The 25,593-nt window shown below is 58.6% G+C and carries 22 protein-coding genes; 9 read left to right on the forward strand and 13 right to left on the reverse strand.

The genetic code is table 11. The annotated features are described in order from the left end of the window. Nucleotides 1–356: 356 nt before the first annotated feature. The 3 genes from KVX96_RS11230 to KVX96_RS11240 form a co-directional block, all read right to left on the reverse strand. Nucleotides 357–707 carry a hypothetical protein gene (locus tag KVX96_RS11230; RefSeq protein ID WP_261194523.1) on the reverse strand — a complete coding sequence of 117 codons (351 nt, stop codon included), beginning with the start codon at nucleotides 705–707 and terminating at the stop codon, nucleotides 357–359. Nucleotides 708–1,217: 510 nt separating this feature from the next. Next, a complete protein-coding gene (locus KVX96_RS11235; protein WP_170542485.1) occupies nucleotides 1,218–2,729 on the reverse strand; it encodes a metal-dependent hydrolase family protein in 1,512 nt (503 codons plus the stop codon). A 66-nt stretch (nucleotides 2,730–2,795) separates the two neighbouring features. Beyond that, entirely contained in the window at nucleotides 2,796–4,169 is a 1,374-nt protein-coding gene (locus KVX96_RS11240; RefSeq protein WP_261194525.1) for a metal-dependent hydrolase family protein, read from the reverse strand. Here KVX96_RS11240 and KVX96_RS11245 point away from each other — a divergent pair. Then, a complete protein-coding gene (locus tag KVX96_RS11245; protein WP_261194527.1) occupies nucleotides 4,162–5,313 on the forward strand; it encodes an AraC family transcriptional regulator in 1,152 nt (383 codons plus the stop codon). The two genes, KVX96_RS11240 and KVX96_RS11245, sit on opposite strands and share 8 nt — an antisense overlap. A gap of 867 nt (nucleotides 5,314–6,180) precedes the next feature. On the opposite strand, the gene gntH is transcribed toward KVX96_RS11245, so the two are convergent. Together gntH and KVX96_RS11255 are read right to left on the reverse strand one after the other, a co-directional pair. Further along, on the reverse strand, nucleotides 6,181–7,620 hold the full coding sequence (gntH, locus tag KVX96_RS11250; protein WP_261194529.1) for a guanitoxin biosynthesis MBL fold metallo-hydrolase GntH: 1,440 nt from the start codon (nucleotides 7,618–7,620) through the stop codon (nucleotides 6,181–6,183). A gap of 60 nt (nucleotides 7,621–7,680) precedes the next feature. Then, complete coding sequence (locus KVX96_RS11255) at nucleotides 7,681–8,364, reverse strand: DUF3299 domain-containing protein (protein ID WP_261194531.1); 684 nt, start codon at nucleotides 8,362–8,364, stop codon at nucleotides 7,681–7,683. Nucleotides 8,365–8,698: 334 nt separating this feature from the next. Here KVX96_RS11255 and KVX96_RS11260 point away from each other — a divergent pair, with 334 nt between their 5' ends. The 3 genes from KVX96_RS11260 to KVX96_RS11270 all read left to right on the forward strand — a co-directional run bounded on the left by KVX96_RS11260 (nucleotide 8,699) and on the right by KVX96_RS11270 (nucleotide 12,498). Further along, nucleotides 8,699–10,039, forward strand: coding sequence for a tetratricopeptide repeat protein (locus KVX96_RS11260; RefSeq protein WP_261194533.1), 1,341 nt, complete (start codon nucleotides 8,699–8,701; stop codon nucleotides 10,037–10,039). Nucleotides 10,040–10,509: 470 nt separating this feature from the next. Beyond that, a complete protein-coding gene (locus KVX96_RS11265) occupies nucleotides 10,510–10,935 on the forward strand; it encodes a hypothetical protein (RefSeq protein ID WP_261194534.1) in 426 nt (141 codons plus the stop codon). A gap of 411 nt (nucleotides 10,936–11,346) precedes the next feature. After that, the gene (locus KVX96_RS11270; protein ID WP_261194536.1) at nucleotides 11,347–12,498 is read left to right on the forward strand and encodes an alpha/beta hydrolase; all 1,152 of its coding nucleotides are present in this window, start codon (nucleotides 11,347–11,349) and stop codon (nucleotides 12,496–12,498) included. On the opposite strand, the gene KVX96_RS11275 is transcribed toward KVX96_RS11270, so the two are convergent. Continuing rightward, complete coding sequence (locus KVX96_RS11275) at nucleotides 12,495–14,204, reverse strand: hypothetical protein (RefSeq protein ID WP_261194538.1); 1,710 nt, start codon at nucleotides 14,202–14,204, stop codon at nucleotides 12,495–12,497. The two genes, KVX96_RS11270 and KVX96_RS11275, sit on opposite strands and share 4 nt — an antisense overlap. A 171-nt stretch (nucleotides 14,205–14,375) precedes the next feature. Here KVX96_RS11275 and KVX96_RS11280 point away from each other — a divergent pair, with 171 nt between their 5' ends. The 5 genes from KVX96_RS11280 to KVX96_RS11300 all read left to right on the forward strand — a co-directional run bounded on the left by KVX96_RS11280 (nucleotide 14,376) and on the right by KVX96_RS11300 (nucleotide 19,032). Further along, complete coding sequence (locus KVX96_RS11280; protein ID WP_261194539.1) at nucleotides 14,376–14,639, forward strand: hypothetical protein; 264 nt, start codon at nucleotides 14,376–14,378, stop codon at nucleotides 14,637–14,639. Nucleotides 14,640–14,772: 133 nt separating this feature from the next. After that, a complete protein-coding gene (locus KVX96_RS11285; RefSeq protein WP_261194540.1) occupies nucleotides 14,773–15,570 on the forward strand; it encodes a hypothetical protein in 798 nt (265 codons plus the stop codon). A gap of 76 nt (nucleotides 15,571–15,646) precedes the next feature. Beyond that, the gene (locus KVX96_RS11290) at nucleotides 15,647–17,041 is read left to right on the forward strand and encodes a metal-dependent hydrolase family protein (RefSeq protein WP_261194541.1); all 1,395 of its coding nucleotides are present in this window, start codon (nucleotides 15,647–15,649) and stop codon (nucleotides 17,039–17,041) included. A 114-nt stretch (nucleotides 17,042–17,155) separates the two neighbouring features. Further along, nucleotides 17,156–17,842, forward strand: a complete 687-nt coding sequence (locus tag KVX96_RS11295) for a DUF3299 domain-containing protein (RefSeq protein ID WP_261194542.1) — start codon at nucleotides 17,156–17,158, stop codon at nucleotides 17,840–17,842. 134 nt (nucleotides 17,843–17,976) lie between these two features. Continuing rightward, on the forward strand, nucleotides 17,977–19,032 hold the full coding sequence (locus tag KVX96_RS11300; protein ID WP_261194543.1) for an AI-2E family transporter: 1,056 nt from the start codon (nucleotides 17,977–17,979) through the stop codon (nucleotides 19,030–19,032). A 140-nt stretch (nucleotides 19,033–19,172) separates the two neighbouring features. On the opposite strand, the gene KVX96_RS11305 is transcribed toward KVX96_RS11300, so the two are convergent. The 7 genes from KVX96_RS11305 to KVX96_RS11335 form a co-directional block, all read right to left on the reverse strand. Next, on the reverse strand, nucleotides 19,173–20,066 hold the full coding sequence (locus KVX96_RS11305; RefSeq protein ID WP_261194544.1) for a GntR family transcriptional regulator: 894 nt from the start codon (nucleotides 20,064–20,066) through the stop codon (nucleotides 19,173–19,175). Between the two features lie 67 nt (nucleotides 20,067–20,133). Beyond that, nucleotides 20,134–20,805 (reverse strand): RraA family protein, encoded by a 672-nt coding sequence (locus KVX96_RS11310; protein ID WP_261194545.1) that lies wholly within the window; start codon nucleotides 20,803–20,805, stop codon nucleotides 20,134–20,136. A gap of 4 nt (nucleotides 20,806–20,809) precedes the next feature. Beyond that, entirely contained in the window at nucleotides 20,810–21,586 is a 777-nt protein-coding gene (locus KVX96_RS11315) for an SDR family NAD(P)-dependent oxidoreductase (protein WP_261194546.1), read from the reverse strand. Next, on the reverse strand, nucleotides 21,567–22,616 hold the full coding sequence (locus KVX96_RS11320; RefSeq protein ID WP_261194547.1) for a zinc-binding alcohol dehydrogenase family protein: 1,050 nt from the start codon (nucleotides 22,614–22,616) through the stop codon (nucleotides 21,567–21,569). Before KVX96_RS11320 ends, KVX96_RS11315 begins: the two co-directional genes overlap by 20 nt. A gap of 126 nt (nucleotides 22,617–22,742) precedes the next feature. Next, nucleotides 22,743–23,654, reverse strand: a complete 912-nt coding sequence (locus KVX96_RS11325) for a sugar ABC transporter substrate-binding protein (protein WP_261194548.1) — start codon at nucleotides 23,652–23,654, stop codon at nucleotides 22,743–22,745. Nucleotides 23,655–23,718: 64 nt separating this feature from the next. Next, complete coding sequence (locus KVX96_RS11330) at nucleotides 23,719–24,708, reverse strand: ABC transporter permease (protein WP_261194549.1); 990 nt, start codon at nucleotides 24,706–24,708, stop codon at nucleotides 23,719–23,721. Then, nucleotides 24,701–25,486 carry an ATP-binding cassette domain-containing protein gene (locus tag KVX96_RS11335; RefSeq protein WP_261194550.1) on the reverse strand — a complete coding sequence of 262 codons (786 nt, stop codon included), beginning with the start codon at nucleotides 25,484–25,486 and terminating at the stop codon, nucleotides 24,701–24,703. Before KVX96_RS11335 ends, KVX96_RS11330 begins: the two co-directional genes overlap by 8 nt. Nucleotides 25,487–25,593 lie beyond the last annotated feature (107 nt).

Raw genomic sequence — 25,593 nt, forward strand, 5'->3', positions numbered from 1 at the left:
GCTTTCCTACAGGTTTTTGCGACACGCTTGGAAGTCCGGACGTGGTCGGTTGGGATGGTTGCGACGGCTGAGGCGAATGTCCGGGCTTGTCGCCAGACCGGACATTGCCCACAAAGCCCCGACGTCGGTTTTGCGCAGGTAGCGATCGGTGGGAGGCACGGCCGGATAGTGTGGAGCCGCTATTCATGCTGCGTGCGGCGAAAGCCTGCAAACCGCCCTTTCTCTCGGTTGCCGCGGTAGCGAAGCGTGACACGATGCGCGCGTAGCGAACTTTGGGAGCTTTAGCTCTGCTATCGCAGTGCCAGATGTGTTGAAGTTTTTGGGAGACCGTAGTGTATCACCAGGTAGCTCGGCCCTCAGTTTAGAAACTCGCTCGCTGGGTCCGGCTCATCTTCGCGCGGAGTCGATACCTTTGACCGATCGGCAGGCGTGCCGCCCATGGAAGCAAGGCAAAGCCGCAGCTGGTTGAATGCTCCAATGGGTGCGGCGGGATCTTCTATGATTGCAGCCTGCAAGCGTGCCGCGATTGCCAGTATATGCCGGTCGGATTTTGTCAGCCACGGCAGTTCGTCAGCCAGCTCAAGCCATGCGTCCCGCTGCGCCTTTGTAAACTTTGCAGGGGGCTCGCCCAGAGGGCCAGTATCCGGCTCGTGTCGTTCACGGTAGCGCTGCGGATCTTTGAGGTCGGCACCGGTGATCTTCGCCACGGCTTTCGGTGTTCGATGGTTTGCCGTCAGGTCGTCCTGCCTCTGTTGAAGGCCGCGAATGGGCCAAATCGTCTAACTGCGGATGCGTGCAAACGGCTCCCCCCGCCGGTTCCCACGAAGAAACCCTGAGAGATTGAAGGTACCCCCCTCCTGTTGGTCCCGTAGATGGCGGGCAGGAGGGGGCTGACAGTCTTGCCGGATTGAACCCAACTCTACGCTCGGAGCAGGCATCCGGCTTCTCGCTATCGGGCTGACTGGCTCACCCGAAATTGCATCTTCGGTAATCGACGTGATCCTATCGCCCTTGATGCAGACGTTACGAACGGCGTCGAAATTGTTTTCCGGGTCCATGACCCGCCCGTTGAGCAGTGCAACATCGCAATCTGCGGCAAACGCCGGGGTTGCGAAACCTGAGAGTGCGACCAGAATGGCTATCGCGGATGTTTTCATTTCTAAGACTCCAAAAGTTGTTGGCGGACAGAGACCGATGACCCCGCCGTAATGGAGAGGTCAGTTCAGCGTATTCTTGTAGATCACGCCGTCCTTCATGATCATTCGAATGCTTGGGACATCCTGTCCGCGCGGCGGCGCATCAAACCATGTATCCACCGCGCCGATGGCCGAGATGTCTTCAAGTGGGTTCCCGTCTACGATCAGAATGTCGGCGTAGGCGCCTTCTTCGATCACACCAAGCTTGCCTTCAGGGTAAGGGTTTCCTCGTCCGGTCAGAGCCGCCAATTCGCCACCATTCGAGGTCATCATCTGCAATGCCCAGAGGTTGCCAAACTCACGCGCGACAAACGCCTTCGTAAAATCCATTGACTGGCGATAAGGGACACCCGTGAGAAGCACGTAATCGGAATCGAACACCATCTTCGGCTTGTATTTTTTCACAAGATCCATGAGCTGCTTGCTGTTTTCCCGCAACCACAGAAACTTCGCCGTCGGCGGGAAAGTCGGGTCCTGATGCATCGGGTGTTCCAGAGCTTCGGGCGCAAGCGCAGTCAGGTTGGGCGAAAAGAACGCCTCTTTTTCGACCAGCTTCTGCATCGTCGGTTCGGTAATAGTCAGGCCGTGGTCTACCACTTTGACACCAAGATCGAGAGCACGGGACAGGTCGCTGTCCATAAATACGTGCATAGCGACGTATGAGTCCATATCGCCTGCAACCTCTACTGCAGCAGAAATCTCTTCGTTTGTGAAAGCAGACTGATAGATCGGGTCCTTGATCGATGTCACGCCACCGCTGACCATGATCTTTAGATAGTTTGCCCCTAAAGCAAAATTCCTCCTCGCACCCTGAAGCACCTCGGCGGGCCCGTCCACCAATCTGGTTATCTCCAGTCGCTCAAGATTGCTCTCGTTCTTGCGCTGACCAGCGATACCCCAGTCGCCGTGTCCGCCCGTTTGGCTAAGGCATGCGCCGGAGGAATAAATTCTTGGGCCGGGAAGTGATCCTTCATCAATAACCGCTCTAAGCCCACCATGAGCGCCGCACATATCGCGAACCGTTGTAAAGCCCATCGCCAACATTTCCTGCGCGAATGCGGCAGCACGTGCGCCAATCTCTTCCCATGTGGTGTCCTGAAGCCCCGGGATAGTCCCGTTCTTGTACATGTTCACATGCACATGGCTGTCGATAAGCCCGGGCATGAGCGTACGACCGTCTCCGTCAATGACGGTCACATCCACTTCTTTGGTCTCGATGCCGCGTTCCGTTTGAACGGTGAAGGAGTAGCCGTCGATGCCGCCGACTGGATCAGGCAACCGCTTGGATCCCCCGGTGCGCACATCGACTTCCCACTTCCCGCCCTCAGGAATGTCAGCGTCAATCTTGTGAATCTTGTTGCCTACGACGAGAACGTCGACGTCCTTGAGCCCGTCACTCACTCCATCAAAAACCATCACATTCTTAAAGAGTGTAACAGGGGGGATGTCACCTGCGGCCTCCTGTGCAAAAGCCGCGCTTGTTGTGAGAGCGACTGCGCTCGCCATCATTGTAGATTTGCCGAGGTATTTCATGGGCTTCCTTTCCCTTCCGCTATCGGGGTGCGCGGGGTGCCGAGGTGAATTCACCCCGCGCGACACTCAATCGAGTGTATTCTTGTAGATCACGCCGTCTTTCATGATGATTTTCAGATTGGCGTCCGGCTCGGCCAACAGAAGGATGTCCTCCAGCGGGTTGCCATCGACGAGTAGAAGATCTGCATAGGCACCTTCCTCGACCACGCCGAGGGGGCCGTCTTGATACGGGTTGTTCAAGCCGGTCAGTTGGTTCATGCGGGCGCCGTTCGACGTAGCGATGCGCAGAATGTCATATGCGCTGAAACCCGCTTCGTGCAGATACCCGATTTCGTCGTTCATCTTCTTGTCTTGCTCAAGCGTCTGATCCCAGTTGTTCACAAGGTCTGTGCCCAGTGTGTAGAGATCGATCATGCCCGGCGTCGTCTGGATTACTTCGATCATATTGGCTGCAGCATCGCGCACGCTTTTCCATTTTACAAAGGACGCTGGCGTGTAAAAGGCTTCCGCTTGTTCGGTGGTCACCGAGTAGACCGGGGCCACCGCCGTCGCGAACATGATCTGCTTTTCGACCATAATCTCGGCAGCCTCCTTGGTCAGGAACGGGATGTGTTCAATCGTCTTGGCGCCATTGTCGATGCAGTTGCGGATCGCCTCTTCGGTGAACACATGGCAGGTGACATAGGTGCCCCATTGCGCGGCCGTCTTGACCGCCATCTGGATCTCGTCAGCCTGATACTGAAGTGAGTGCAGCGGATCGAACTCTGACGTAACCCCGCCGCTGACCATGATCTTGATCTGGGTTGCCCCGCGACGCAGGTTTTCACGCACCGCCATTCGGATTTGCTCAGGTCCGTCGGCAATAAAGCTCATGTCCGTCTCGACCCAATGCGAAGGACCCTGTCCGGAGAGTGTCGGATGCCGGTCGTTCAGTTTGCGGAAATCGGCATGACCGGATGTCTGAGTGATAAACGCTTCCGAGGAATAGATACGCGGGCCGGGAAACATTCCGGTGTCAATGATGCGGGCGATGGATTTGGCCGGACCACCAAGGTCGCGCACGGTTGTGAATCCGTTCATCAGGATGCGTTCGGACCGGATCGTGGCGACGCCGCCAAGGTGAAAGGGAGTGATGTTCTGGCGTAACCCGTCGCTGAGCGGATTGAATACCGTAAGATGCACGTGCTGGTCATGCATCCCCGGCATCAGCGTGCGCCCGCCGCCGTCGATGATCTGGGCGTTGGCGACGGCCAGAGGTTCGGTCGAGACATCGGCGATCAAGTTGTCGACCACCAGCACATTGGCATTCTCGATCCGCTCTTCGTTCACCCCGTCAAAGACATGCACATTGGTGAAGAGGATCGGAAAGCTCTCCTCTTGAGCAAATGAATATGTTGCGACCGCTGAAAGAACAGTGGCGACTATAAATCTATTGAACATTTTTGAGTTTCCTTCTTGGCAATGCACTGCTCTGCACGATTGTATCTTTGCGTGTGGCGCTCAGACTGTCATTAGCAATATGGTTGAATTGTCCAAAAAAATGCTCGAAAATGCGAATAGAAAATTAGATCGCGATAGTTCAGGTCGGCAAATGAAACTCCCAACTGTTGAATGCTCGATGGCGCAACCTTTTGTGTCCCTTGCCCTCAGCCATGGCCTTGAAGTTGAAAAATTTCTTGAGCCATCCGGCCTCTGTCTGAAGGACGTGCAGCGCGGCGAAGCGTTCATGGCAGGGCAGCATTGGTACGATCTGATCGACAATCTCGCGAAGGCATTGAGTAACCCGCATTTAGGGTTTGACGTCGGTGCTAATGCGGCTCTCAATACATTGCCCAACCTGTCGATCCTTGAAACTCAAAGCGCGACGCTCGGTGATCTTTTAATATCGCTTGTTGTGGACGTCGGCAGGATTTCGTCCATGGCGAACTACAATCTCGAGACCAACGGTCATGTCGCTAGGTTGGTTGCAAAACGCACATTCAAGCCATCTTCTCCACCTGGCCAAGTCGACGGCTATTATCTGGGATTTATGGTTCGACTAGTTCGATCCGTCTGCGATCCCGACTGGGACTCCAAGAAACTACAATTCTGGGTTTGCAAACCTGATTGTATCCCTGATTGGCAGAGAAAGGAAATTTCGGTACGCAGGACCAACCGCATGGGGGCGCACATCGAGTTTCCAGCAAACTGGTTGTTGCTTCGGTCCGGAGGTGGGCAAAGCCAGAATCTCCCGGAGAACTTCACAGGCGCCGACGACTTTCTTCAGCAAACCCGCGATTTGCTTGAACTGCATCTCGACAAGCAACCTGCCACCCTGAACTGGTTTGCAGAGTTGTATTCGCAAAGCCCCGACCGTTTGAAACGCACCTTCCGAGCCAATGGTACAAGCTTCAAAGCAGAACTGGAAAAATGTCGGGCGAAGCGAGCGAAGACTTTGCTTGTAAACAGCCAACTTTCGATAAAAGAAATTGGTGAAAGTGTTGGGCTTCTGGACCAACCCAGTTTTCACAGGAGTTTCAAGCGATGGACCGGGATGACTCCGAATGAATTCAAAAAACGCAATCAGATATGCAACTCCGACTGATCGTTAAGCTAAAGATTACCGCTCCAAGATTCAGAAGCGACGACGCAAGTCCCAACTTACTGCAGGCGTTGGCTCGCTTCGGATATCCGGCGTTTTTCCGTGGGACTTCAACGCCGCGAAAAGCGTAAAGACTAGGCCATACCGACTCAACAGGCTTCTCACGGGCGTTTCGGATATGGGCTGATAAGGCCCCCGCAGCTTTCAAACGATCCAACAAATACGCTTACCCCGCGAACGAAGCCCACTTCTGGAAAGCGGTCATTGACCAAATGGTGGCTTTGTCCCGCAAACTGTGAGTTCGCTTGCGCTGAGATTCGGCGGTCGCAGCGAATGGCAGGTTCGACGGGCCGCGCTGCAGCATCGAGATCCGACATCGAAGGTCCGGAAAGGGCCGATTGCGGTCGCAAGCCACTATGGGCGGAAAGAAGTCATTCGCTGCATATGCAAACTCCAGCACGCCAAATACCTTAAAATTTGTTCAACTCACTGACTATTGATCATTGAGCCGACAATTCGCTCCCTTGAACGGGGAAAATGAAAGTTTGACCTCAACTTGCCTTGCGACACAGGCCTTGCGGGCTGTTTCAGCCTAAAATTTGTGCGACCTCACATCTTCCTGTCCTGCCGCGTAGGTGCGGTGCGGCAACGTTCCGGCGTCCAGACGCATGGGGTTCGGCACGCTTGAAAAACCGCCGGAGGAAGATTTTGCTCCAAACCGTATGGCATCAGTTCAGTTCGGCGCATGCGCTAAAGTCGTTTCCTCAGTCACCGGTGCCCGCAACGGTAGCAGCGGGTCGGTGGGAAGGCTGATCATAGCGTTGAGGAAACTGAGGCAGCACGATTACGCGCTGCCTCGTTGGTAATGCACTAGAACTTACCCATTTCTCTAAGGATCTCGCGGTTCTTTTCGCGATGACGCCATGCTGCACCCATGCTGTTTTTAAGGTTTTCCGGCAGCATTTCCATCGGAACCACAAGGTCACCTTCAACGGGCCAATCCATCAACAGCTCCGGCTTGTAGCCTTCGGGATAATACAAATCTGGATCAAGCTCGCTTTGACGAATAAAGGGTTCCTGAATGTCTTCGCGGGCGTGTGGCGGAGCTGGAACGACCAATTGCTCATTGGTGAAATCAAACTGCGGTGCGCGCACATTTGGGAATTCAGGCAAGATGCCTTCGCGTACCCAGATCTGATCCTTAGTAACGTTGACCACAATGCCGTCAGGTGCTCCAAAGTGGAACGGACCTTTCCAGTGCTCACGGATCTCTGCCACTGACTCTTCTAGCAAGTATTTATCGTAGCTCATATGCGTGGTCATGAAGAGGCGTGGTTGAATCAAGTCAGCTATATAGCCAGCTGCGTAAGTTGGCGTGTGATGCGTGTCGATGGTATACCGTGCAAGGAAGGGGGGGACGCCCTGAACCCCGGAGTTGATCTCGACAACTTCCTGCTGTTGTTCGGTGATGTAGACATCGCATCCTTTGGCGTACTCGACATCCAGCAAGTTCGGACGGCCATCGCCAGTCCACACAAAGCATAGATCATTCCAATCAAGGCGATATGCTGAGGCACCGTCTTTGGCGTGGCTGCGTTGCCAATGTCGCACGGTGACACCGTTTTCATCATAGATAATGCCGCCGTTATCACGGAAATCAAACTCATTGACTTCGATGTCCCAGCCTACACCGGCAGGGAATACGCTGAACGCATCACGGTGCCAGGCGGTCATCATCTTCATGCCTTCGACCATGGCCGCCGTGCCGTACTCCGGTGTGCGCCCAGAGGGACCATGAATGCGCAAGGGCTCATGCCAGCCACCGCTCCATGTGCGGAACATCCACACATACGGAAGTGCACCAAAGTGATCGACATGCAAATGTGTGATGAAGATATTGGTCAGCTCGTTCAACGCGACGCGCGCAGCTTGGTAGTTGGCTACGGAGCCTTCACCGATGTCAAAGATGAAATTGTCGCCATTGCCGAGCTCGACGAACACGGACGTGTTGGCTTGACCGGGGCGGATGATCGGAGCGGTCCCCATGAAGGTGATCCGCATTTCCTCCGGTTGCACTTCTTCAGTTCCCGGGAACCAATTGGCAGCACTGGTCAACCATGGTTGAGGCGATATTCCCTCAAACATGAGCCCCTCTTTCCAACGCCCGTTTGGCACGCCCCCTGTTAGGGCATTCTGAATGTCTTCAGCGGAGGAAGGTTCACCTACTTCCGGTATCTGCTGCGCGCTCACCCAGCTTGCCAGTGAAAGTGAGGCGAGCGCCGCAACGCATATCGCTTTAAGCTTTTTCAATTTTCCCTCCTTAGGAAGTTCGTGGAAAGGCGGATCGGTTTAGTCAGAAAGATCGGTAAATCACCGATATTGCTCAATTCTTTGCGGGGTCATAACATAGGTGCTTTCGACGTTTCGCTGGCCGTCGGAGTAGGTTACTAACTCCGTCTGTCGTTCGGCCTTTAGCTCTCCCATTATCCAAACGGGGTCATACATCCCGCGTATCGGGTAGCCATCGGGGTAGTGGACGTGGATCAACTGATTTGCCGCGGGAGGCGGCGTATGCACGCAGGCTCCCACTGTGGGAACGAGTAAGAACTCGATCGCAAGCCTTCCATCCATTTCCAATGGCAAGATGTAACCGGGGACCCGGACAGGTTGCGCTAGGACTTCTGGGTTAGGGGCACTGAACCGACGTTCGTGCGCTTTCATAAGTCTTTCACGCTCCGCGAACAGCCAGTCTGGATCTAAGCCACCTGATACGAGCTTGGCTCTGATTTTAGAGGCTTGTGAGCGGGCGAAATCGTTGGCGCTCTCCGCATCCGTCACTTCAATGCGATAAAGCGTGACAAGATCGTTCTTTTGCCGGTAATCCAGATCTTCAAACGGGTTGGAACCCATTTCTACTTCCGGTACCAGATCCGCCCAACCAAGATTTCGCGGGTCGCTTGCATTGGCTTTCGTCAGGCACAATGGCGCAGAGATACTGATTGCAAGTGCAAACACAAAGAAGCTGGATACCTTAAGACGCTTCCACGTCGTCATTGTCACCTCCGCATCAAAATTTAGGAAAGACGGCTTACCCGCACCAATTCAACTAACAGCTCCCGCCTTATGCGGTTCCACTCAGCGCGTTCGGGTTCGCTGCATCGACCAGCGTTTAGTTTGCTACAAACCGCTTGGTAGTCAGCAAATGCCTCACGCAGTACCGAGTTTTCCGATAGTGACCGGCGGATTTGAGAGGCGAGATCTGGCAGATCTTCTTCAAGGGTCGGCATTGACTCTGCACCTTGGGAACATAGGGTCGAAGGCACATCTAAACTGAATGTTTCCAACCGAAACGGTAAGTGAGTTACCGTGAGGTGGGGGTGAGCCAAGCATGAGTTCTGGAAAAAAAAAGACAGCAAATCAGAGGCTTAGCTCAGAAGAGCGTGCAGCAGTTGAAGCTGAGCTTGAAAGAGTTCTACACAGTGCCCCGTTTGCAGGCTCACCACGCCTCCAAGCTTTCCTTAGCTACGTTGTGAACGAAGGTACTGAAGGCCGTGGTCGTGAGATTCGCGCTAAATCTGTGGCAGTCGATGTGTATGATCGAAAGCTTGAAGGCGAAGCTGGATTGAATCTTGTCCGGGTGGAAGCGCGCCGCCTCCGCCGACTGTTGGCCGAATACTACGAATCTGAAGGCAAGGAATCGTCTGTCAGAATCTCAATGGCGTCCGGAGGATATCGCCCTCAGTTTGACTTTCACGAGCTCCCCGAACCGATTGATGACGAGCCTATGCCAAGTGCTGAACAGGCCCGTCGTTTCATACACCCTGGTTGGATTCTGGCGGTTGTAGGCTTGTTTGCAGCTGTTGCTGTTGGTTCTTTGGTCTTATCGACTTTACGCACCGCCCCCCTTCAAGTTGTGCCGAAAGATCCGGAACGGGTCGCATTGAGAGAAAGATCTGTTCCCACATTGCAGGCCAAGAATATGGCAGACCAAGCGCGTGGGATGCTGTTCCCGGTGTTTGATAGAAAGCGCCAGGAAATAGCACTCGGAATGTTTCAGCACGCGATCGAACTGGATCCAGCTCTGCCCGATGGGCATGCAGGCTACGCTCAAACCATTGCAATTATTGGAATTTTCACGCCGGATGCCGATTTGAGAGAGGAGCGGATTTCAGCATCCCTTTCAGCAGCAGAACGGGCGCTAAATATCGCTCCAGCAGATGCTTGGGCAAATGGCGCAATGGCTTTAGCTCTTGCCTCATCCCGAGAGTATCCGTCTGCAATCAAACACGCACGTATTGCGCTAGATTTGGCCGAGGACGATGGCCATGTTTTGGATTTGGTTGGCATGACTGCAATCCTGGCAAACGAGCCAGCCTTGGCAGCCAGTGCAAGCGATCCAACACGAGAAAGACGGGGCTCCGGTAGGTTTGGCGCACGCAACATTTGGGCCGTCTCTCAGCTTATGTTGGGGAACTATGCAGAGACAGTGAAAGCTTTCGATGGCGCGGCAGCCGTAGGTGCGCCAGTAAGCCCTCCGTCACTTCTGTTTCAGGCAGTCGCTTACGAACGGATGTTACAAGCCGAAAAGGCGAATGAATTGCTTGGCGAATTGTTTGCGACCTGGCCGGATTTCCCTGCTGAATTCACTGTTGAAGCGATGTTTGCCGACGGTTCAAATGTGGAGCAGATAGTATTGAAATTTCTTGCGAAGAACGCCCCAATTCGATAGCGGCGCTGAACAGGAAGACCAGCGAACACTGATTGCAACTCAGGCTGTGTCACCAAGATATCAATGAGTAGAAAACGTTAACCTTGCGGCTTGAAAAAGTTGGCATTGGATTGGGAGATTCCGTTGATTGTTACGCGATCCCCCGGATTTAGCGATAGCAGCGAACGACCGCTTTGACGGGCCGCACCGCAGCGTAGTTAAGTCGAGTTGAAAAGCAGCTTTGGGCCGTTGTTAGCGGTGGCTCTGGTTCGATAAAAAATTCGGGTTCAGACGACGGCGGCCAATTACGGCAACTGGCGTTTTTCGAGTGTCTGTTTCCCCATCTCCTCTCACACCTTCAAAGCCGCCGCGCCAAGACCTGTCCGCTCCGAAGACGGCAAGGCGTGTTTTTGAGAACACGCAAGGAGCCAGCGGCGGTGGCTTGTTCGTGTACGCGTGACATTGGCCACTCTCCGTGGTGTTTGGGGGCGATGTTTGGCGGCGCGTTCCTTGGCTGGCTGCGCACCCGCAGCCCCGGCGTGGGCTCGGTGTCGACGCCTGCCGCCAATGCGCTCTCCGATCTTGGCCTGTCGCTCTTCATCGCCGCCGTGGCCATCGGTGCAGGCGGTTCACTGATCGCGACGCTGCAGGCCTTCGGGATCAACCTGATCCTCGCCGGAGCCTTCGTAACGACGGTCTTCACGCTCGCCTGCTTCCTGTTCGGCCATTTCGTCATGCGGCTGAACGTGGCCGAAAACGCCGGGGCCACCACGGGCGTGATGACAGGCGTGGCCATTGCCGAAGTCTGCAAGGACGCCAAAAGCTCCGCGCCCGCCGTGGCCTTCGGGCTTCCCGGTGCCGTCTCCAGCCTGACCTTCATCGTCGTCGGGCTGATCATTCTTGCGATCGTGCCCTAGGCCAATCCGGGAAAATCCGTGCGACACCCGCCCTTTTCGGGCGCTCAACGTGCTCCCACCATTTCCCGAAACTTTCCTGGGGACATCCAAGATCAGTGGCGTAAACACTGGCGGGCTAGACACGCCGAAGCCAAACCGTCCACAGGAACCTGAAAAAAGCAAATCCTGCGCCGTTCACTCGGGCGGGATCTTGTTGCTGAAAAGGCTTTTTCCCCTCACCATTGCAGATAGCTTGCAAAGCATTCCGCGTCCACCGGCCGACAAATCTTGTCCTTGCTTTCTTGGCTGAGTGCATCGGCAGTCGCGCCAGACTTGCACAGACGCGGTACTTCGGCATCAATCCCTCTGTGTTTATGGACAAAACGCGCCAAACTGTCTTTTCTTGCACCACAATTTGCTTCGGTGTGCTCAATGTCTGGCGAGAAGACCACCACAAACCACTTTCCGCGCGCAAGCCTTGGCCGCCCCTGTCACGACCGCAGGCGCGTGCTTGTCGGTGCCCTAGCTTCGGTTCTTGCGGGCTGCACAGAGCCTCGACATCTGATTGGTATTTCGACAGTTGACACCACGTCGCTCACTGGCAGCAGGAAACATACGATCGGCATCGTCACCACGCGCGCACCTTCACAGGAAACCGGAGAGCTCTTCTCCGACGGACGTGCCACGGTGCAGAGTTTTGCTTCGGTGGATGTGCACGTGCCCCCAAACCATCAAGCGGGGCGCATCGAACGGCCGCGTCAACTGCCCCCTGATCCGGCGCGTCACTTTGTAATCGATTCCCCCGAAACCTTTTCCAGGGGACCCTTCTATCAGGAGATTAACGAAAGGCTTGCCGCACTGCCCGCAAAGGACCGTCGCCTGTTGGTCTGGGTTCACGGCTACAACACGACATTGACAGATGCGGTGTTGCGACTGGCGCAATTCGTAGAAGACACGGGCTATACCGGCGTGCCGATCCTGTTTTCCTGGGCCTCAGCCGGTAAGCTCAGAAAATACGTCTACGACCTCAACAGCGCCCTGGCAGCGCGCGACGCGCTGGCCGCGCTATCCAATGACATCGCAACACTCAACACCGCAAACATCGATGTTGTTGCCCATTCGATGGGCGCGCTCCTGACCATGGAAGCCATCCTTTCCCAGAGCAACGTTGGTGTTTTCGCCAGTTCCGGGAAGATCGCCAATATCGTTCTGGCCGCCCCTGACATCGATTTTGATCTTTTCGCCACGCAGATCCGGAAAATCCCTACCAAGGATCGTGGTTTCTATGTGCTTGTGTCCGGCGATGACCGCGCGCTTTCGCTGTCTACCTTCATCGCGGGCGGCACGCGGGTCGGGCGCGCCGATACAGAGGCGCTCACGAGGCTCGGCGTGAATGCGATCGATTTGAGTCAGGTGAACGATGGCGCCAGCAATCACCATTCGAAGTTCGCGGAAGCGCCCATCGTTGTTCAGCTGCTCGGCACGCGCATGCTGGCAGGTGACACGTTCTCTGAACCTCCGCCTGACGGGCTGGGCGAAGCTCTGGTCGTGGGCGCAACTGGACTTGTGGAGGTGCTGGACTAGCGCAGGGCGGTTTTCGCTTCCATCAGCCCTTCTGCCACCGCCTCGGCCAGGATCGGCGCCATGCTGTGGGAATTGAGCCAGGCTTCGGGATCTTCGTACAGGAGCGGATCCAGCGCGGCGACGCGTTCCAAGGCTCTTCGGGCAGCCTGCGCATTGGACAGATTGTGATGCGCGATGGCCAGAAGCGCTGGCCCGAAAGACCAGCCATCCGTTGAGGCGCGCTCGGCATCCTCGACAACAGAGGTCCATTCGCCGTCTAACAGATGCGCCGCGGCGAGCAGATGGAAGTAAAACGGCGGTGGCGCGACTGAACGCTCCAGCGCCTGTTCCATGATCGGCACACCCTCATCGAAACGCCCGGCAATCCCGTACCTCAGGGCAAGATTGGCGAGAGCCGCAGGATCGTTCGGGTTTATTTCAACGGCTTTTCGCGCGTAGTCGATCGAGCGTTCGATGTCGCCTGAATACTGCTCCACATGCGAAAGCGCCTGAAGAACGTCCGTATCTTCTGGGTCAAGATTGAGCCCCCGCAGCGCCGCCGCGCGCGCCAAGGCAAACCCCTCTTCCCGCGACAGCGCGGTTTCATGGCCAAAGCGCACAGCATCGTTGCGCAGGTAGGCAAGCATGGCCCACGCCCGAACGTAGCCCGGATCTTCCCTTACAGTCGCTTCGAGGCAAGCGCGCACGGCCGGGTATTCTTCGTTGGAGTAGGTGCGCCTGTAGATCTGGGCACTGGCCACACAGGCAAAGCCCCGCAAAGAAGGATCACGCCGCGCCTTTTTCGCGCGCACATCCCGGAGCACATGCCCATGCTGTTGACCAAGGGTCGATGCGATCTCAACTGCGATATGATCCCTGATCGCCGTGATGCTCTGCCCTTCCAGCCCCTCCATGAAGCGCTCGCTCCAAAGAACCTCGAAATCATCTGCGCGAACGAGCGTGGCCTGCACGAACAGCGCCGTGTCATCGCGCCAGACTGCGCCTTCGACCCTGTAATCCGTCTTTGGCGGAACAACATGAGACGTTGCTTGAACCGGCGCGGGATCGGCGGGCACGGCATGGACCGCGAGATCCGGGAACTTGATCAAGGCGGCAGCGACATCGCTTGTCAGCCCCGAGGATACGAGCGCAACGGTGGCATCACTGCCACGCGCCTCAAACGCATCCACGAGAAGGGTCACTGTCTTTGGGTCCGTTTCGACGGCAGTTGAGGTGGCTGGTTCGCGCCCCACAAGCAGGGTCACCGCAACGCCAACGAGGGCCGCAATGGCAAAAACCGCCACCATGAGGCGTGCCCCTTTTCCCGTGCCGCTGGCATTTTCTGTTTCGGGTGGGATCTCGGGCTGTTCCGGGTCCGGTTCGCTGGGTGCTCCTTCGGAAGGTTGCGCTTCGAACTTCGGTATATAGTGGCCCTTCGGGATGCTGATCCTGACAGGATCGTCCCGGCCGGGCCCCACGTAATAAGTATCGAGATCACGGCGAAGCTTGCGCGCTTCAAGCCGCACAACAGGATCGGCTTGCTGATCAAAATCCGCGCCGCGATCAAAGACAGCCATCGCAATCGTGGTGGCTTTGAGCGTGCTTTCCCGCCCGGCCAATGTCTCGTCGACAATGAACAGAAGCATCTCGCGGCGCCGGACACTTGCCTGAAAAGCCCTGTCATTCAGGATCCGTTCAAGTTGCTTGCGGATCTCCTGATCTGTCACCGGGCGGTCTGTCGTCTCGTGTCGCTTGGGCACCTTTGGAACTCACTCTGCTGCGTCATGGACTTCGACACGCGGGAAGGGATAACACGGTAGGTCGTCTGCCAAAACTCACATCAACCGGCGTTCTCCTACGTAAACTACATGTAGGAACGTAGGTCTGCGCGCCGCCCTATGGTCTTTGAAGGCAACAAGGCGAGGCAGATGGACGGTTTCCTTCAACAACTTGCAAAGCAGCATCCGGAGCACAGCAGGGAAATACAGCGCCTCATGGGCCAGAGTGCGAGCTTTCGTGCGGTTTGCGAAGACATTGCAATCACCAACGACGCCATCCTGCGCTGGTGCGACTTCCCGGAACGCCTAAAGGAGTACGAAGACATCCGGGCAGGCCTGTTGGAGGAATTCTGGTCACACCTAAACTCGGTAAGAAATCGTTGATTAAACCTTTCTCAAAGCGTCTGCTACATCGCTCATCGGAAGGTAGTTTTGGAAGGATATTGGCAAGATGATCAAAGTGTTATGGCGGCAAGCGGCGCAAGCTCTCCGGAGAGGTGGCAGGCCTGAAAGCCCATTGCGCTCCACGGCCTGCGCCCTTTGCCTTGCACCGATTGTTGCTCTTGCGGCACCTGCCAGCGCGCAGGAAGCGACAGCGGAGATCAACAACGGCACGAACCCGACCCTGCTGACCACGCAGTTCGGCGTGCAATACCAGTTCAACCAGATCGATTCGAGCCTGAACACGGGCCTGTTCGAAGCCTTTTTCACCAAGCCCTTTGGCGAGGCCGGAACGCGTGCCCTGCGGTTCACGGTGCCGGGGTCCGACAGCCCGTTCAACTCGAACCCGGTCTATGGGGGAACGGCCCGTGACGATTTCACACTGGGCGACATCAGCATCACCTATATCGATGTGTTCTACCTGACGGAGAGAAACGGCTCCGCCTTCACCTTCGAGCTGTTTCTGGACACGGCCACAACCGATACCGCTGGCTATGGCCAGTTCGTTGGCGAAACCTCCATCTTCTACGCTTGGTTCCTGGACAACGGCGCGATCTTCGCGCCAGCCTGGGTGCAGACGTTCGGGCTGGAAGGCGGAAATGATGCTGGCCGGGACGTCAACACGACGACGATCGATTTCTACTACGTGCCCAAGCTCAAGAACCCGAAGTACTACCTGACGTTCGACCCGGCCATCATCCACGACTGGGAAACAGGCGATACCTTCGGCAGCCTGCAGGTCACCGCTGGGATGTTGACAGGCAAAGCCTTTGGCGGCGACAGTCAGGTATTCATCAAACCCGGTGTTCTGATCGGAAAGGATCGACCCGCCGAATGGTCCCTGCAGGTTGGCTACAAGGTCCTCAATTTCTAGCACAGACCTCCGGCCACCAAAGCCAGCACGACACACATAACCACTCTGTCCTTTTCAACACACGTAAGGATCCCCAATGCGTAACAAGACCTTAACCCTGCTGATGTGCACGACGATGGCAACCACTCCGGCCGTTGTCCTCGCCCATGAAGACAATCACGCCATCATCCCGGCGGGCGTTGTGGGAGAGATCGAAACCACGACCACCAAGATGAAGTTCGACAACGTGCTGTTCCGCGGCGCGCAGGTGTTCAACGGCTGTGACGACGGTTTGGTGGAAAGTGATGTGCTTGTCAGCGGACAGCTGATTTCCCGCGTTGCCCCCGGCCTTGAAGCGCCAGAGGGGGCGTTCGTGATCGAAGCCGAGGGCCGCACGCTGATGCCCGGCCTGATCGACAACCACTGGCATGGTGTTTTCGCCGAAGCAACCATTGCCCAGCTCGCCTTGACCGGCGAGGGTTACTGGAACCTGCTGGCTGCAAAAGCGTCCAACAACGCGTTGAACCGCGGGTTCACAACCCTGCGCGACGTTGCCGGTCCGATGTTCGATATCGCGCGCGCGACGAATGAAGGTTTAATCGATGGCCCACGGATCTTCCCGTCAGGTCCGGCGCTGTCCATCACCGCAGGCCACCAGGATTTCCGCATCACGCGCGATGTGCCCACCCCGCTCGGTGAATTGCACTCCTTCGAGGAGGGCAACATGTTCTACCTCGCCGACGGTATCCCCGCCGTGCTGAAACGTGTGCGCGAAAACCTGATGCAGGGCGCAACCCACATCAAACTGATGGCCGGTGGCGGCGTGACGTCCTCCTATGACCCGATCCACGTGATCCAGTTTACCGATGACGAATTCCAGGCGGCTGTGGAAGCCACCGAAGCCTGGGGCACCTACGTCACGACCCACGCGATCAACAATGAAGCCGTGCTCCATTCGATCGAAAACGGCGCTAGGGCCGTTGAACACGGCCACATGGCCACCCGCGAAACGCTGGAGTTGATGAAGGAGAAAGACGTCTGGCTCTCCATGCAACCCTTCATGGACGATGAAGACGCGCCCGCATTGAACGAGTTCCAGAAAGCAAAGTACAAATTCGTCACCGACGGGACGGACTTTGTTTACAAAACCGCCAAGGAACTCGGGCTGAAAATCGCCTTCGGAACCGACACGCTCTTCAGCGCGGATCTTGCCAAACGTCAGGGGGCCGTTCTCGCCAAGATGGAGCGGTGGTTCACCCCCTATGAAACGCTGAAAATGGCAACCTGCGACAACGCCGAACTTCTGAAAATGTCGGAGAAAGTGACACCCTACCCGCTCGGCCCGCTCGGTGTGATCGAAGAAGGTGCTTACGCCGATATCCTCCTTATCGACGGCAATCCGCTGGAGGATCTGCAACTCATTGCTGACGCAAAGGCCAACTTCGACGTGATCATGAAAGATGGTGTGATCTACAAGTACGATATGGACTAACACAACCGGAATGCCCGGGGCCATGAAAACGGCCTTTGGCCCCGGCAACACGCTCCCTTGGCCATGCTGCATGGGGAAAGCGAGCCAATTGATTAAGATCGAAAGAGACTTCGCATGTTCACCATTGGTGCCCAGCAGCACAACTCTCGCGCCTTGTTGTCCGTTTCGCGGCTCCTGCCATTCGTGGCCGCACTCGCACTGCCGTTTGAAGTTCACGCCGAAGCCGGGACCCTAACCGACTGGCAGGACTTGGCGCCAGCCGTCGAGGCGTTTGAGGATCCTTTTCTCGGCCTCACGTACAGGCAGAAGGATGATCTGCGCATCGTGCTGAAAGCCTCAGTGGAAAGCGGCGATGCGGATCAGGCGCAATCTGCATCAGAAGCGAGGGCCCGGCTGCAATCCGTGGGTCTGGACGCCGATACCCTGCTTCAGCAACGGCTCGTTGTCATGGAAAAGCGGCGCGCGCGGGATACGGGCGTTACCGAGGAATTCCTTGGTCAGGATGTCGTGGTTGATGGCTATGTCCTGCCGCTTGCCTCACGAGATGGGCGCGTCACCAGCTTTCTGCTCGTTCCCTGGGTCGGGGCCTGCATCCACACGCCCGCCCCGCCCCCGAACCAGATGATCCGAGTTGACGTGGCCGAGGGGATCAAGGCCTCCGAAACGTTCCACGCGATCCGGCTTCAGGGCGTACTGCAGCACAAACCCTCCGTCAGCAATCTGTTTTTGGTGGACGGCCAGAGCCTCGTGGAAGCCTCCTACGCACTTGAATCTGCCGAGGTCTGGACGGAAACGAACTAGCCGCCTCCCAGGAAGACAGCGCGCGGATGCAAGCACCGCCTGCCCCGTTTCAACCGCTTGACACACCAAGGCGGGTTCCGTGAGCATAAGCAGGACTGGCCGAGCGGAAGGCCTTGGTGAGCCGGGACGAAAGCATGAAACCATCCACCGTTGTTGCCCCGGACTGGTTCAAGATCATTGTCGGGTTTCCCTTCGTCGTCGCGATGCTTTGGTTCGGGCAGGATTTGCTCAAGCTGCTTGCGATTGCCTTCCTGATCTTCGTCTTGGCCACGGCCTTCACCGATCGACTTGCCAAACTCACGATTGCCGGCCGTCAAATTCCAGATTGGGGCGCGCATGGCGTTGCCTTGCTGATCATCGTTTCGGCTTTGTGGCTCTTCGCTGTCATCTCCTCGGCTGCGGCAGAGGAGATCATCGAGGCCTTTCCCAAGTACCAGGCCCGCCTCGGCGATCTTTTGCTTCAATTGGAAGGCCTGCTCGGGGAACAGGCTGTCGAGGCGATCCAGAATGCCGCCTCGGGCCTGCAGATCGGCTCTTTATTGGCATTTCTGGCCGGTGGCCTCGTCGGAAGCCTCGCGCAGGTCTCACTCCTCACGCTTTACATTCTATTTCTGCTTGTTGAACGCTCGGATTGGCAGAAGAAGATCAGCCTGCTTTCCTCTGCCGATCCGCACTCCCCGGACATCGCCGTCATCGTCCGCCGCGCAGCCGCCGGTGTGAAGGATTACATGTGGGTCAATGCTGTCACCAGCGCGATGAGCGGAACCGTGGCCTACGTCGTATTCCGGGCGATCGGGCTCGATTTCGCCGCCTTCCTTGCCATCATGATCTTCCTTGTCGGCTTCATCCCCAACATCGGAGCCTTCATCGGCATCGTGCTGCCCTCCCTCGTGGCCCTCGCCCAGTTTGAAAGCCTCTGGCCGTTTCTGGCCGTGATCTTCATATACGGCGGCTCCGACCAGTTGATCAGCCAAGTCGTCACCCCGACGATGCAGGGCAAATCCCTGAACATGAGTATTTTCATGATCACCGTGTCGCTCGTGTTCTGGTCCCTGCTCTGGGGCGGCCTCGGCGCGTTTCTGGCTGTCCCGCTGACCGTGATTGTGCTTGTCATCGCCTCCGAGGTGCCAAGTCTGCGCTGGCTGGCCGTGCTGCTTTCGAGGGACGGAGATATATCGAACGCACACTAGTCGTTTTCTTTGCCGCTCGAGGCTACGCGTTTCCCATCGGCTTGGAACCGACGACGTCCCTCTGTGCGCAACGCCTTGAAACAAATGCGCCGACCGGTTGCGGGCCACCGGGCATTTTCACCCGTGCCCTGCATGTGCCCTCAATCCCAAAGCGCAGAGGCCGTCATCGTGCCTTTGGCGTTGGCGAGGTGGGTCTGAAAGGCGGCTTCGGCGGCGGCGGTGTCGCCGGCTTCCAGGGCGCGGATGATGGCGAGGTGCTCGATCAGGGCGGCGCGGTTGCGCTCCTTTTCGTTGCCGCGATTCCAGCGGTAGTGGTAGTGAAACACCATCGCCACGATCTCGTAGAAATCCGACATGAAGCGGTTGTTGTAATACTCGATCAGCGTGCGGTGGAAGCGTTCATCCAGCCGTGGGAAGGCGAGGTAATCCGCGTCAATCCGCGCGAGGATCTCTTCGTGGGCCGGGGCCAGCGCGATCAGCTGCTGCCAGGCGGGCGCACCGCTGCCGCCTTCCAGCAGGCGGCGGAAGGCGCGGCGCTCGAACATCTCGCGCACCTCGAACAGCTCCTCGGCGAAATCGCGGGTGAAGCCGCGCAGCATCCACGAGCGGTTGCGCTCCTTGGTGATTAGCCCGAAGCGGGAAAACTTGATCAGAAACTCGCGGATCACGGTGGAGCTGACGTCAAAACGCTTTTTCAACTCGCTCTCATGCAGCGCCGTGCCGGGGGCGAGATCGCTGTTGAGCACATACTCCATGAACTGGGAGGACACCCGATCCGTCGCGGAAGCGGTTTCGGATTTGCCGAAGTAATCGGCCTTTACCGGCGCGCGCAGCACCTCCTTGCGCCGCCCTTCCCAGGTGATGATCCCGGCCTCGTCCAGCCCGGTGAGGATCGCGCGCACGGTGGTGCGGCTGACGTCCAGCTCCGCGGCCAGCGCGCTTTCGGTGGGAAGCGTGCCGTTCACACCGAGCCCGGCCACCAGCCGCAGGGCCTGATTGTAGCTCTCCTTGAAGGTGCTGCTATCCCGCGACATGCCTGAAAACCCTATACCTTGGCGCGCAACCTATCGCCTTGCCTCAAGAAAAGTCCAGACCGCGCGGCTACATGACGCCGAAGGTGGCGAAGGCCTCCTGGCTGCTCATCCCGGCGCGAATGGCCGTGGCCACGCGGTTTTCCGTGGCCGCTTTCTCAAAAGCCGCTGCGATGGCCTCCGCTTCTACGTCGCGGGGCACGATCAGCACGCCCTCATCATCGGCCACGATCAGATCGCCGTTTTGCACCTGCACCGCGCCGATCTGGATCGGGGTGCGGAAATCCAGCACCTTGCCGCGCACGCCCTGATCCTGCGCGTAAGCCCCGCGCGAAAACACCGGAAAGCCGAGGCTGCGGATCTCACTGGTATCGCGCACGTAGCCGTCCAGAATGGCCCCTGCCGCACCCAGCACCTGCGCCCGGGTGGACATCAGACCGCCCCAGAGCGCGAAGTCCAGCGAGGCCCCGGAGGCGATGTAGATCTCGCCCGGTTTCAGATCGTCCAGCGCCTGAAACATCACACCGAAGGGCTGATCGGCCAGCGGGCCAGCGCCAGCGCCTTCCGGATAGGCGGCCTCCAGCACGGGCATGGCGCGGCCCACCAGCCGCTGGCCCGGCTGTAGCGGCGCGAGGCCGGGGGGCAGGAACTGGTGACGGTGGCCCATGACGTCCAGCACGTCGCCGATAACGGCGGTGAACAGCTCGTTGCGGATGCGGGGGAAAAGTGCTGCGTCTTCCATGGTGTCAGAACCCCGTTGCCCCGCCGCCGTCCACCAGCAGCACCTGACCGTTGATGTATTTCGCGGCGGGCGAGGAGAGGAAGGCGCAGGCCCAGCCGATGTCTTCGGGCTGCCCCAGCGCCTGCATCGGGATGCGGCCAAGGATCTTCTGCTGGCGGGGCAGATCGCCCTGCGTGGCCTTGCGGTAAAGCTCAGTGTCGATCCAGCCCGGCGCGACGCCATTGACACGGATCCCCCGCGCGGCGAACTCCGCCGAAAGCCCGCGCACCACGCCGTTGATCGCGGTTTTGGCAATCGTGTAGCCATGCACCATTGGCTGGCCGATATAGGCCGTCATCGATGAGATAAAGCAGATCGAACCGGGGCGCGCCGCCGCCAGATTGCGGCGGATCACGTAGCGGCTGAGCTCCAGCGCCCCGCGCACGTGGACATCGAACACCGCGTCGAAATCGGCGATACTGCTTTCCTCGAAAGGCTTTTTCAGCGTGTTGCCAGCGTTGTTGATCAGAATGTCGATGGGGCCATGGGCCTCGGTGAGCGCGGCCTCGAACGCGGCGATGGCGCCGATGTCGGTGATGTCCAGCAGCGCCGTGGCACAGACCGGGCCGATCTCGGCGGCGGTAGCCTCCAGCACATCGGCGCGCCGTCCGGCGATGATCACCTTTGCACCGCTGGCGGCAAGGCACTGCGCGATGGCCTTGCCAATGCCGGAGCCGCCGCCCGTCACGAGGGCTGTTTTGCCCGAAAGGCCGTAGATCTGGTCAAGCGGTTGCGGGGCCATCGGAGCCTCCTTTGCCAAAGTCGATGAGAATCTTGAAGGTTTCGTCCCGCTGGGCGAGCCAGTAATCGAAGGCCTCAAGGGCCTGCACGAAGGGGAAGACCTTGGAAATCAGCAGATCGGCCACTTGGGGCTGCTTCGTCAGGACGGCGATCACGGCGTCGAAATCCGCAGGCAGCGCGTTGCGCGAGCCGCGAATGTCGAGCTCTTTCAGGTTGAAGAACTTCGTGTCATAGGCCACCTCACCACGCGTGTAGCCGATATAAACAATGCGCCCGGTGAAAGGGGCCAGGTCGACGGCAAGGCGGAAGGTCTGGGCGACACCCGCGGCCTCGATCACCACATCGGCCCCCTGCCCTTCGGTCAGATCCAGCACTTCCTGCGCCAGATCCACCTCAAGAGGGTTCAGCACCGCCTGCGCGCCCAGTTTGCGCAGGGTTTCGGATTTGGCGGCGGAAATCTCGCTGACGATGACCTTGGCCCCGCGCGCCTGCGCGCCAAGGATCGCGCCCACGCCGATCATGCCGCCGCCCAGAACAAGCACGGTATCACCAGCGGAAACCTGACCGCGCGCCACGGCGTGGAAACCCACTGAAAGCGGCTCCACCAGCGGCAGAAGGCGATCGGGCAGCGCCTCGGTGAGGATCAGACGGCTTTGCGGCACGGTGATGCGATCACAGAGCCCGCCATCACGCTGCACGCCGAGGGTCTGGTTGAACTGGCAAGCATTGGGGCGATCCCGCTTGCAGGCCGGGCATTGGCCACAGGCCGTATAGGGGTTGATCACGACGCGCGCGCCGGGGCGAAATTCCGGCGCAACGCCTGCGCCGACGGAAAGGATGCGCCCGCCGATCTCGTGGCCGGGCACGCGGGGCAGATCCACCAACGGGTTCGCGCCGGTAAAGGTGCTCAGATCGCTGCCGCAGAGCCCCACGTGGCAGACATCCACCAAGACCTCGCCTTCGCCGGGCTCCGGGCTGGGGCTGTCGCGGAAGGCGGTGTGGCCGATCCTGTCGATGACCAGCGCTTTCATTCCTGTGGATGTCTTTGCGGGGGCGTTCATTCCGGGCCTTTCCGGGCGTCGTCAAGGTGGGGAGAAAGGCGGGGGGCGGTCAGGCCGCCCGCGCCGGTGTTTAAAGGCCCAGATGGGCCGAGAGGGTTATTGGAACTCCGCCACGTTGTCGGCGGTGATCAGGATGCCGTCGATCGGCACCACGGCCGGGACGGCCTCGCCCTTGATCACGGCAAGCAGGTTGCGCACCGATTCCGCGCCCATGCGGGTGTTGTCCTGCTTGATCGTGGCCGTTTGTTCGCCTTCACCGATGGCCACGAGGTTGGCCGGGTTGCCGTCGAAACCGACGATCACCAGCTTGTCGAGCTTGCCAAGCGCCTTGGCCGCAGAGACAGCCGCCAGTGCGCCCGGATCCCAGGCCGAGAAGATCGCGGTGATCTCGGGATCGGACTGAAGGAAGTTCGTGGTGGTCTCAAAGGCGCAGGCGTCCTGCCAGTCGCAGATGTGGAAAATCACTTCATGGCCAGCGGCTTCTGCGGCGTTCTTCACGCCGTCGCGGCGGGCATTGCCTGTCTGGTGGCCAGCGGAACCGCCGAGGATCAGCACCTTGCCGCCCTCGATCTGGGAGACAATGAAATCGCCTGCGATGCCGGCTGCGGCGAGGTTGTCGGTCTGCACGAGGCTCGAAATGTGGGAGTGATCAATGCCCGTATCCACGGCGACAACCGGGATGCCCTTGGCGGCGGCTGCATCGAGTGAGGCGTCAAAGGCGCGGTTGTCCACGGAGCCGATGATGATGCCATCCACGCCCATGTCGATGGCGCGGTCCACAGCGTCTTTCTGGGCGGCAGAATCGGGCGAAGAGGCCGTCATATCGATGAACTCGACACCCATCGCCTTGGCTTCCTCGGCGGCGGCATTGGCGACGCCGATCCAGAAGGTGTTGTCGGTGGAATAGCCGGTGTAGGCGACGCGCAGATCGGCGGCGAAGGTGGCCGTTGTAGCCATCAGCGAGAGCGCCGTGGCCGCGGCGGCGGCCTTCAGTTTGGTCAGTGTCATTTTGGTCTCCTCCAAGGTGGTGATAGGCCCCCTTTTGCCGGGGGTATTCTCCTGCGCGGTGGGATTACCGCGTGGATCTGCGCCAGACGTCCCAGTAGACGGCGGCGATGATGATGAGCCCGATGGCGATGCGCTGATAGGAGGTGCCGACACCGAGGTAAGAGAGCCCCACGGTGATCGTCTGCATGATGAGCATGCCGATCAGCGTCTTGCCGACGCCCCCGCGCCCGCCAAAGAGGCTGGTGCCCCCGATGACAACAGCGGCGATGGCGAAAAGCTCGTAGCTCTGGCCGCGAGCGGGCATGGCGAAGTTCAGCTTGGCGACCTCCATGATCGCCGCCAGCGCTGCCAGCGCCCCGCCCAGCATGTAGTAGTAGACGCGGCTTTTCTTCACCGGCACGCCCGCCAGCCGGGCGACTTCGGCATTGCCCCCGATGGCGAAAGCGCGCAGGCCGAGGCGGGTTTTGGTGAGGAAGAGCCCTGTCAGGATCGCGGCGGCAAACATGATCGCCATGGGCACCATGTAGCCTGCACCGATGCTCTGGAAGGCCTCGGGAAAGCGCGAAAGATCGCGCCCGCTTGCAAGGATTTCCGCGAGCCCCTTGTAGGCGGTCAGCCCGCCCAGCGTAACGATGAAGGCCGGCACGCCGGTGGCCACCTGAATGAGGCCGTTCAGTGCCCCAAGCCCGGCCCCGATGCCAAGCCCGGCAACCACGGCCAGCGCGACGGGAAGCTCCATTTCGGCCAGGAAAATCCCCACCGAAACGCCGACCACGGCAAAGATCGAGCCGACGGACAGATCGAGCCCGCCCGAGATCAGCACCACCGTGGTGCCGCAGGCCAGCACCGCGAGGATGGAGGCCTGCCCGAAGATCGAGAGAAGCGTGTCAAAGCTGCGAAACGGCGGCGAGAGCACGAAGAATACCAGATAGATCAGCGCCAGCGCGGCGATCACCTGCCAGACCTGCATGACCTCATGGCGCAGCCGCTCCAGCCAGCGCGAGGTGGCGCCGGGGTTGGATACGGCGGTGGAACTGTTTTGCGCCTCAGCCATGGTTGGCACCTCCGGTCTTGTCGCCGGCAATGGTGCCGGTGATCAGCCCCACCAGCGTGTCGCCATCCACCTCGCTCACCTTGCGCACGGCGCTCAGGCGACCAAGGCGCAGCACCATCACGCGGTCGCAGTAGTTGAGCACATGCTGCATGTTGTGGGTGATCATGATCACCGAAAGCCCGTGATCCTTGAGCGAGCGCACCAGATCCATTGCCATCTGGCTTTCGCGCACGCCAAGCGCCGCCGTCGGCTCATCGAGGATCGCCACGCGTTTGCCGAACATCACGGTTTTCGAGAGCGCCACAGCCTGCCGCTGACCACCGGAAAAGGCCTGCGCGTCACGGTAGATGTCCGCGATGCGGATATCGAGCTTGCCGAAGAGCGCGCGGATCTCGGCGTCCATCTTGCGGAAGTCCACCACGCCGAACAGGCGGCCCAGCCAATCGTCGCGCAGGATCTCGCGGCCCAGAAACACGTTCTGGGTGATCGAGATTTCATTCACCAGCGCCAGATCCTGATAGACGGTTTCGATGCCGGCGGCCTTCGCATCGGTGGGGCTGTCGATCTGGGCTTCGTGGCCATCAAACAGGATGGTGCCGCCGGAGCGCGGGATCGCGCCGGTCAGCGCTTTGATCAGCGTGGATTTCCCGGCGCCATTGTCACCAACAACCGCCAGAACCTCGCCTTCATAGAGCGTGAGATCCACATCATCGAGCGCCTTGATGCCCCCGTAATGCTTGGAAATCCCCCGCGCCTCCAATACCGGCTGCGCTGCCATATGGTGCCTCCCCCCTGCACCGAACACCCCTTTTGCGAGGGTCGGTGGCCTTCCTGTCTTTGGTCGTTTTCTGTTTTAAATGCGTAGTAAACATTTTAACGTCTTGT

Source organism: Pseudoruegeria sp. SHC-113 (assembly GCF_025376885.1).
In the GTDB taxonomy this organism is placed as follows: Bacteria; Pseudomonadota; Alphaproteobacteria; order Rhodobacterales; family Rhodobacteraceae; genus Pseudoruegeria.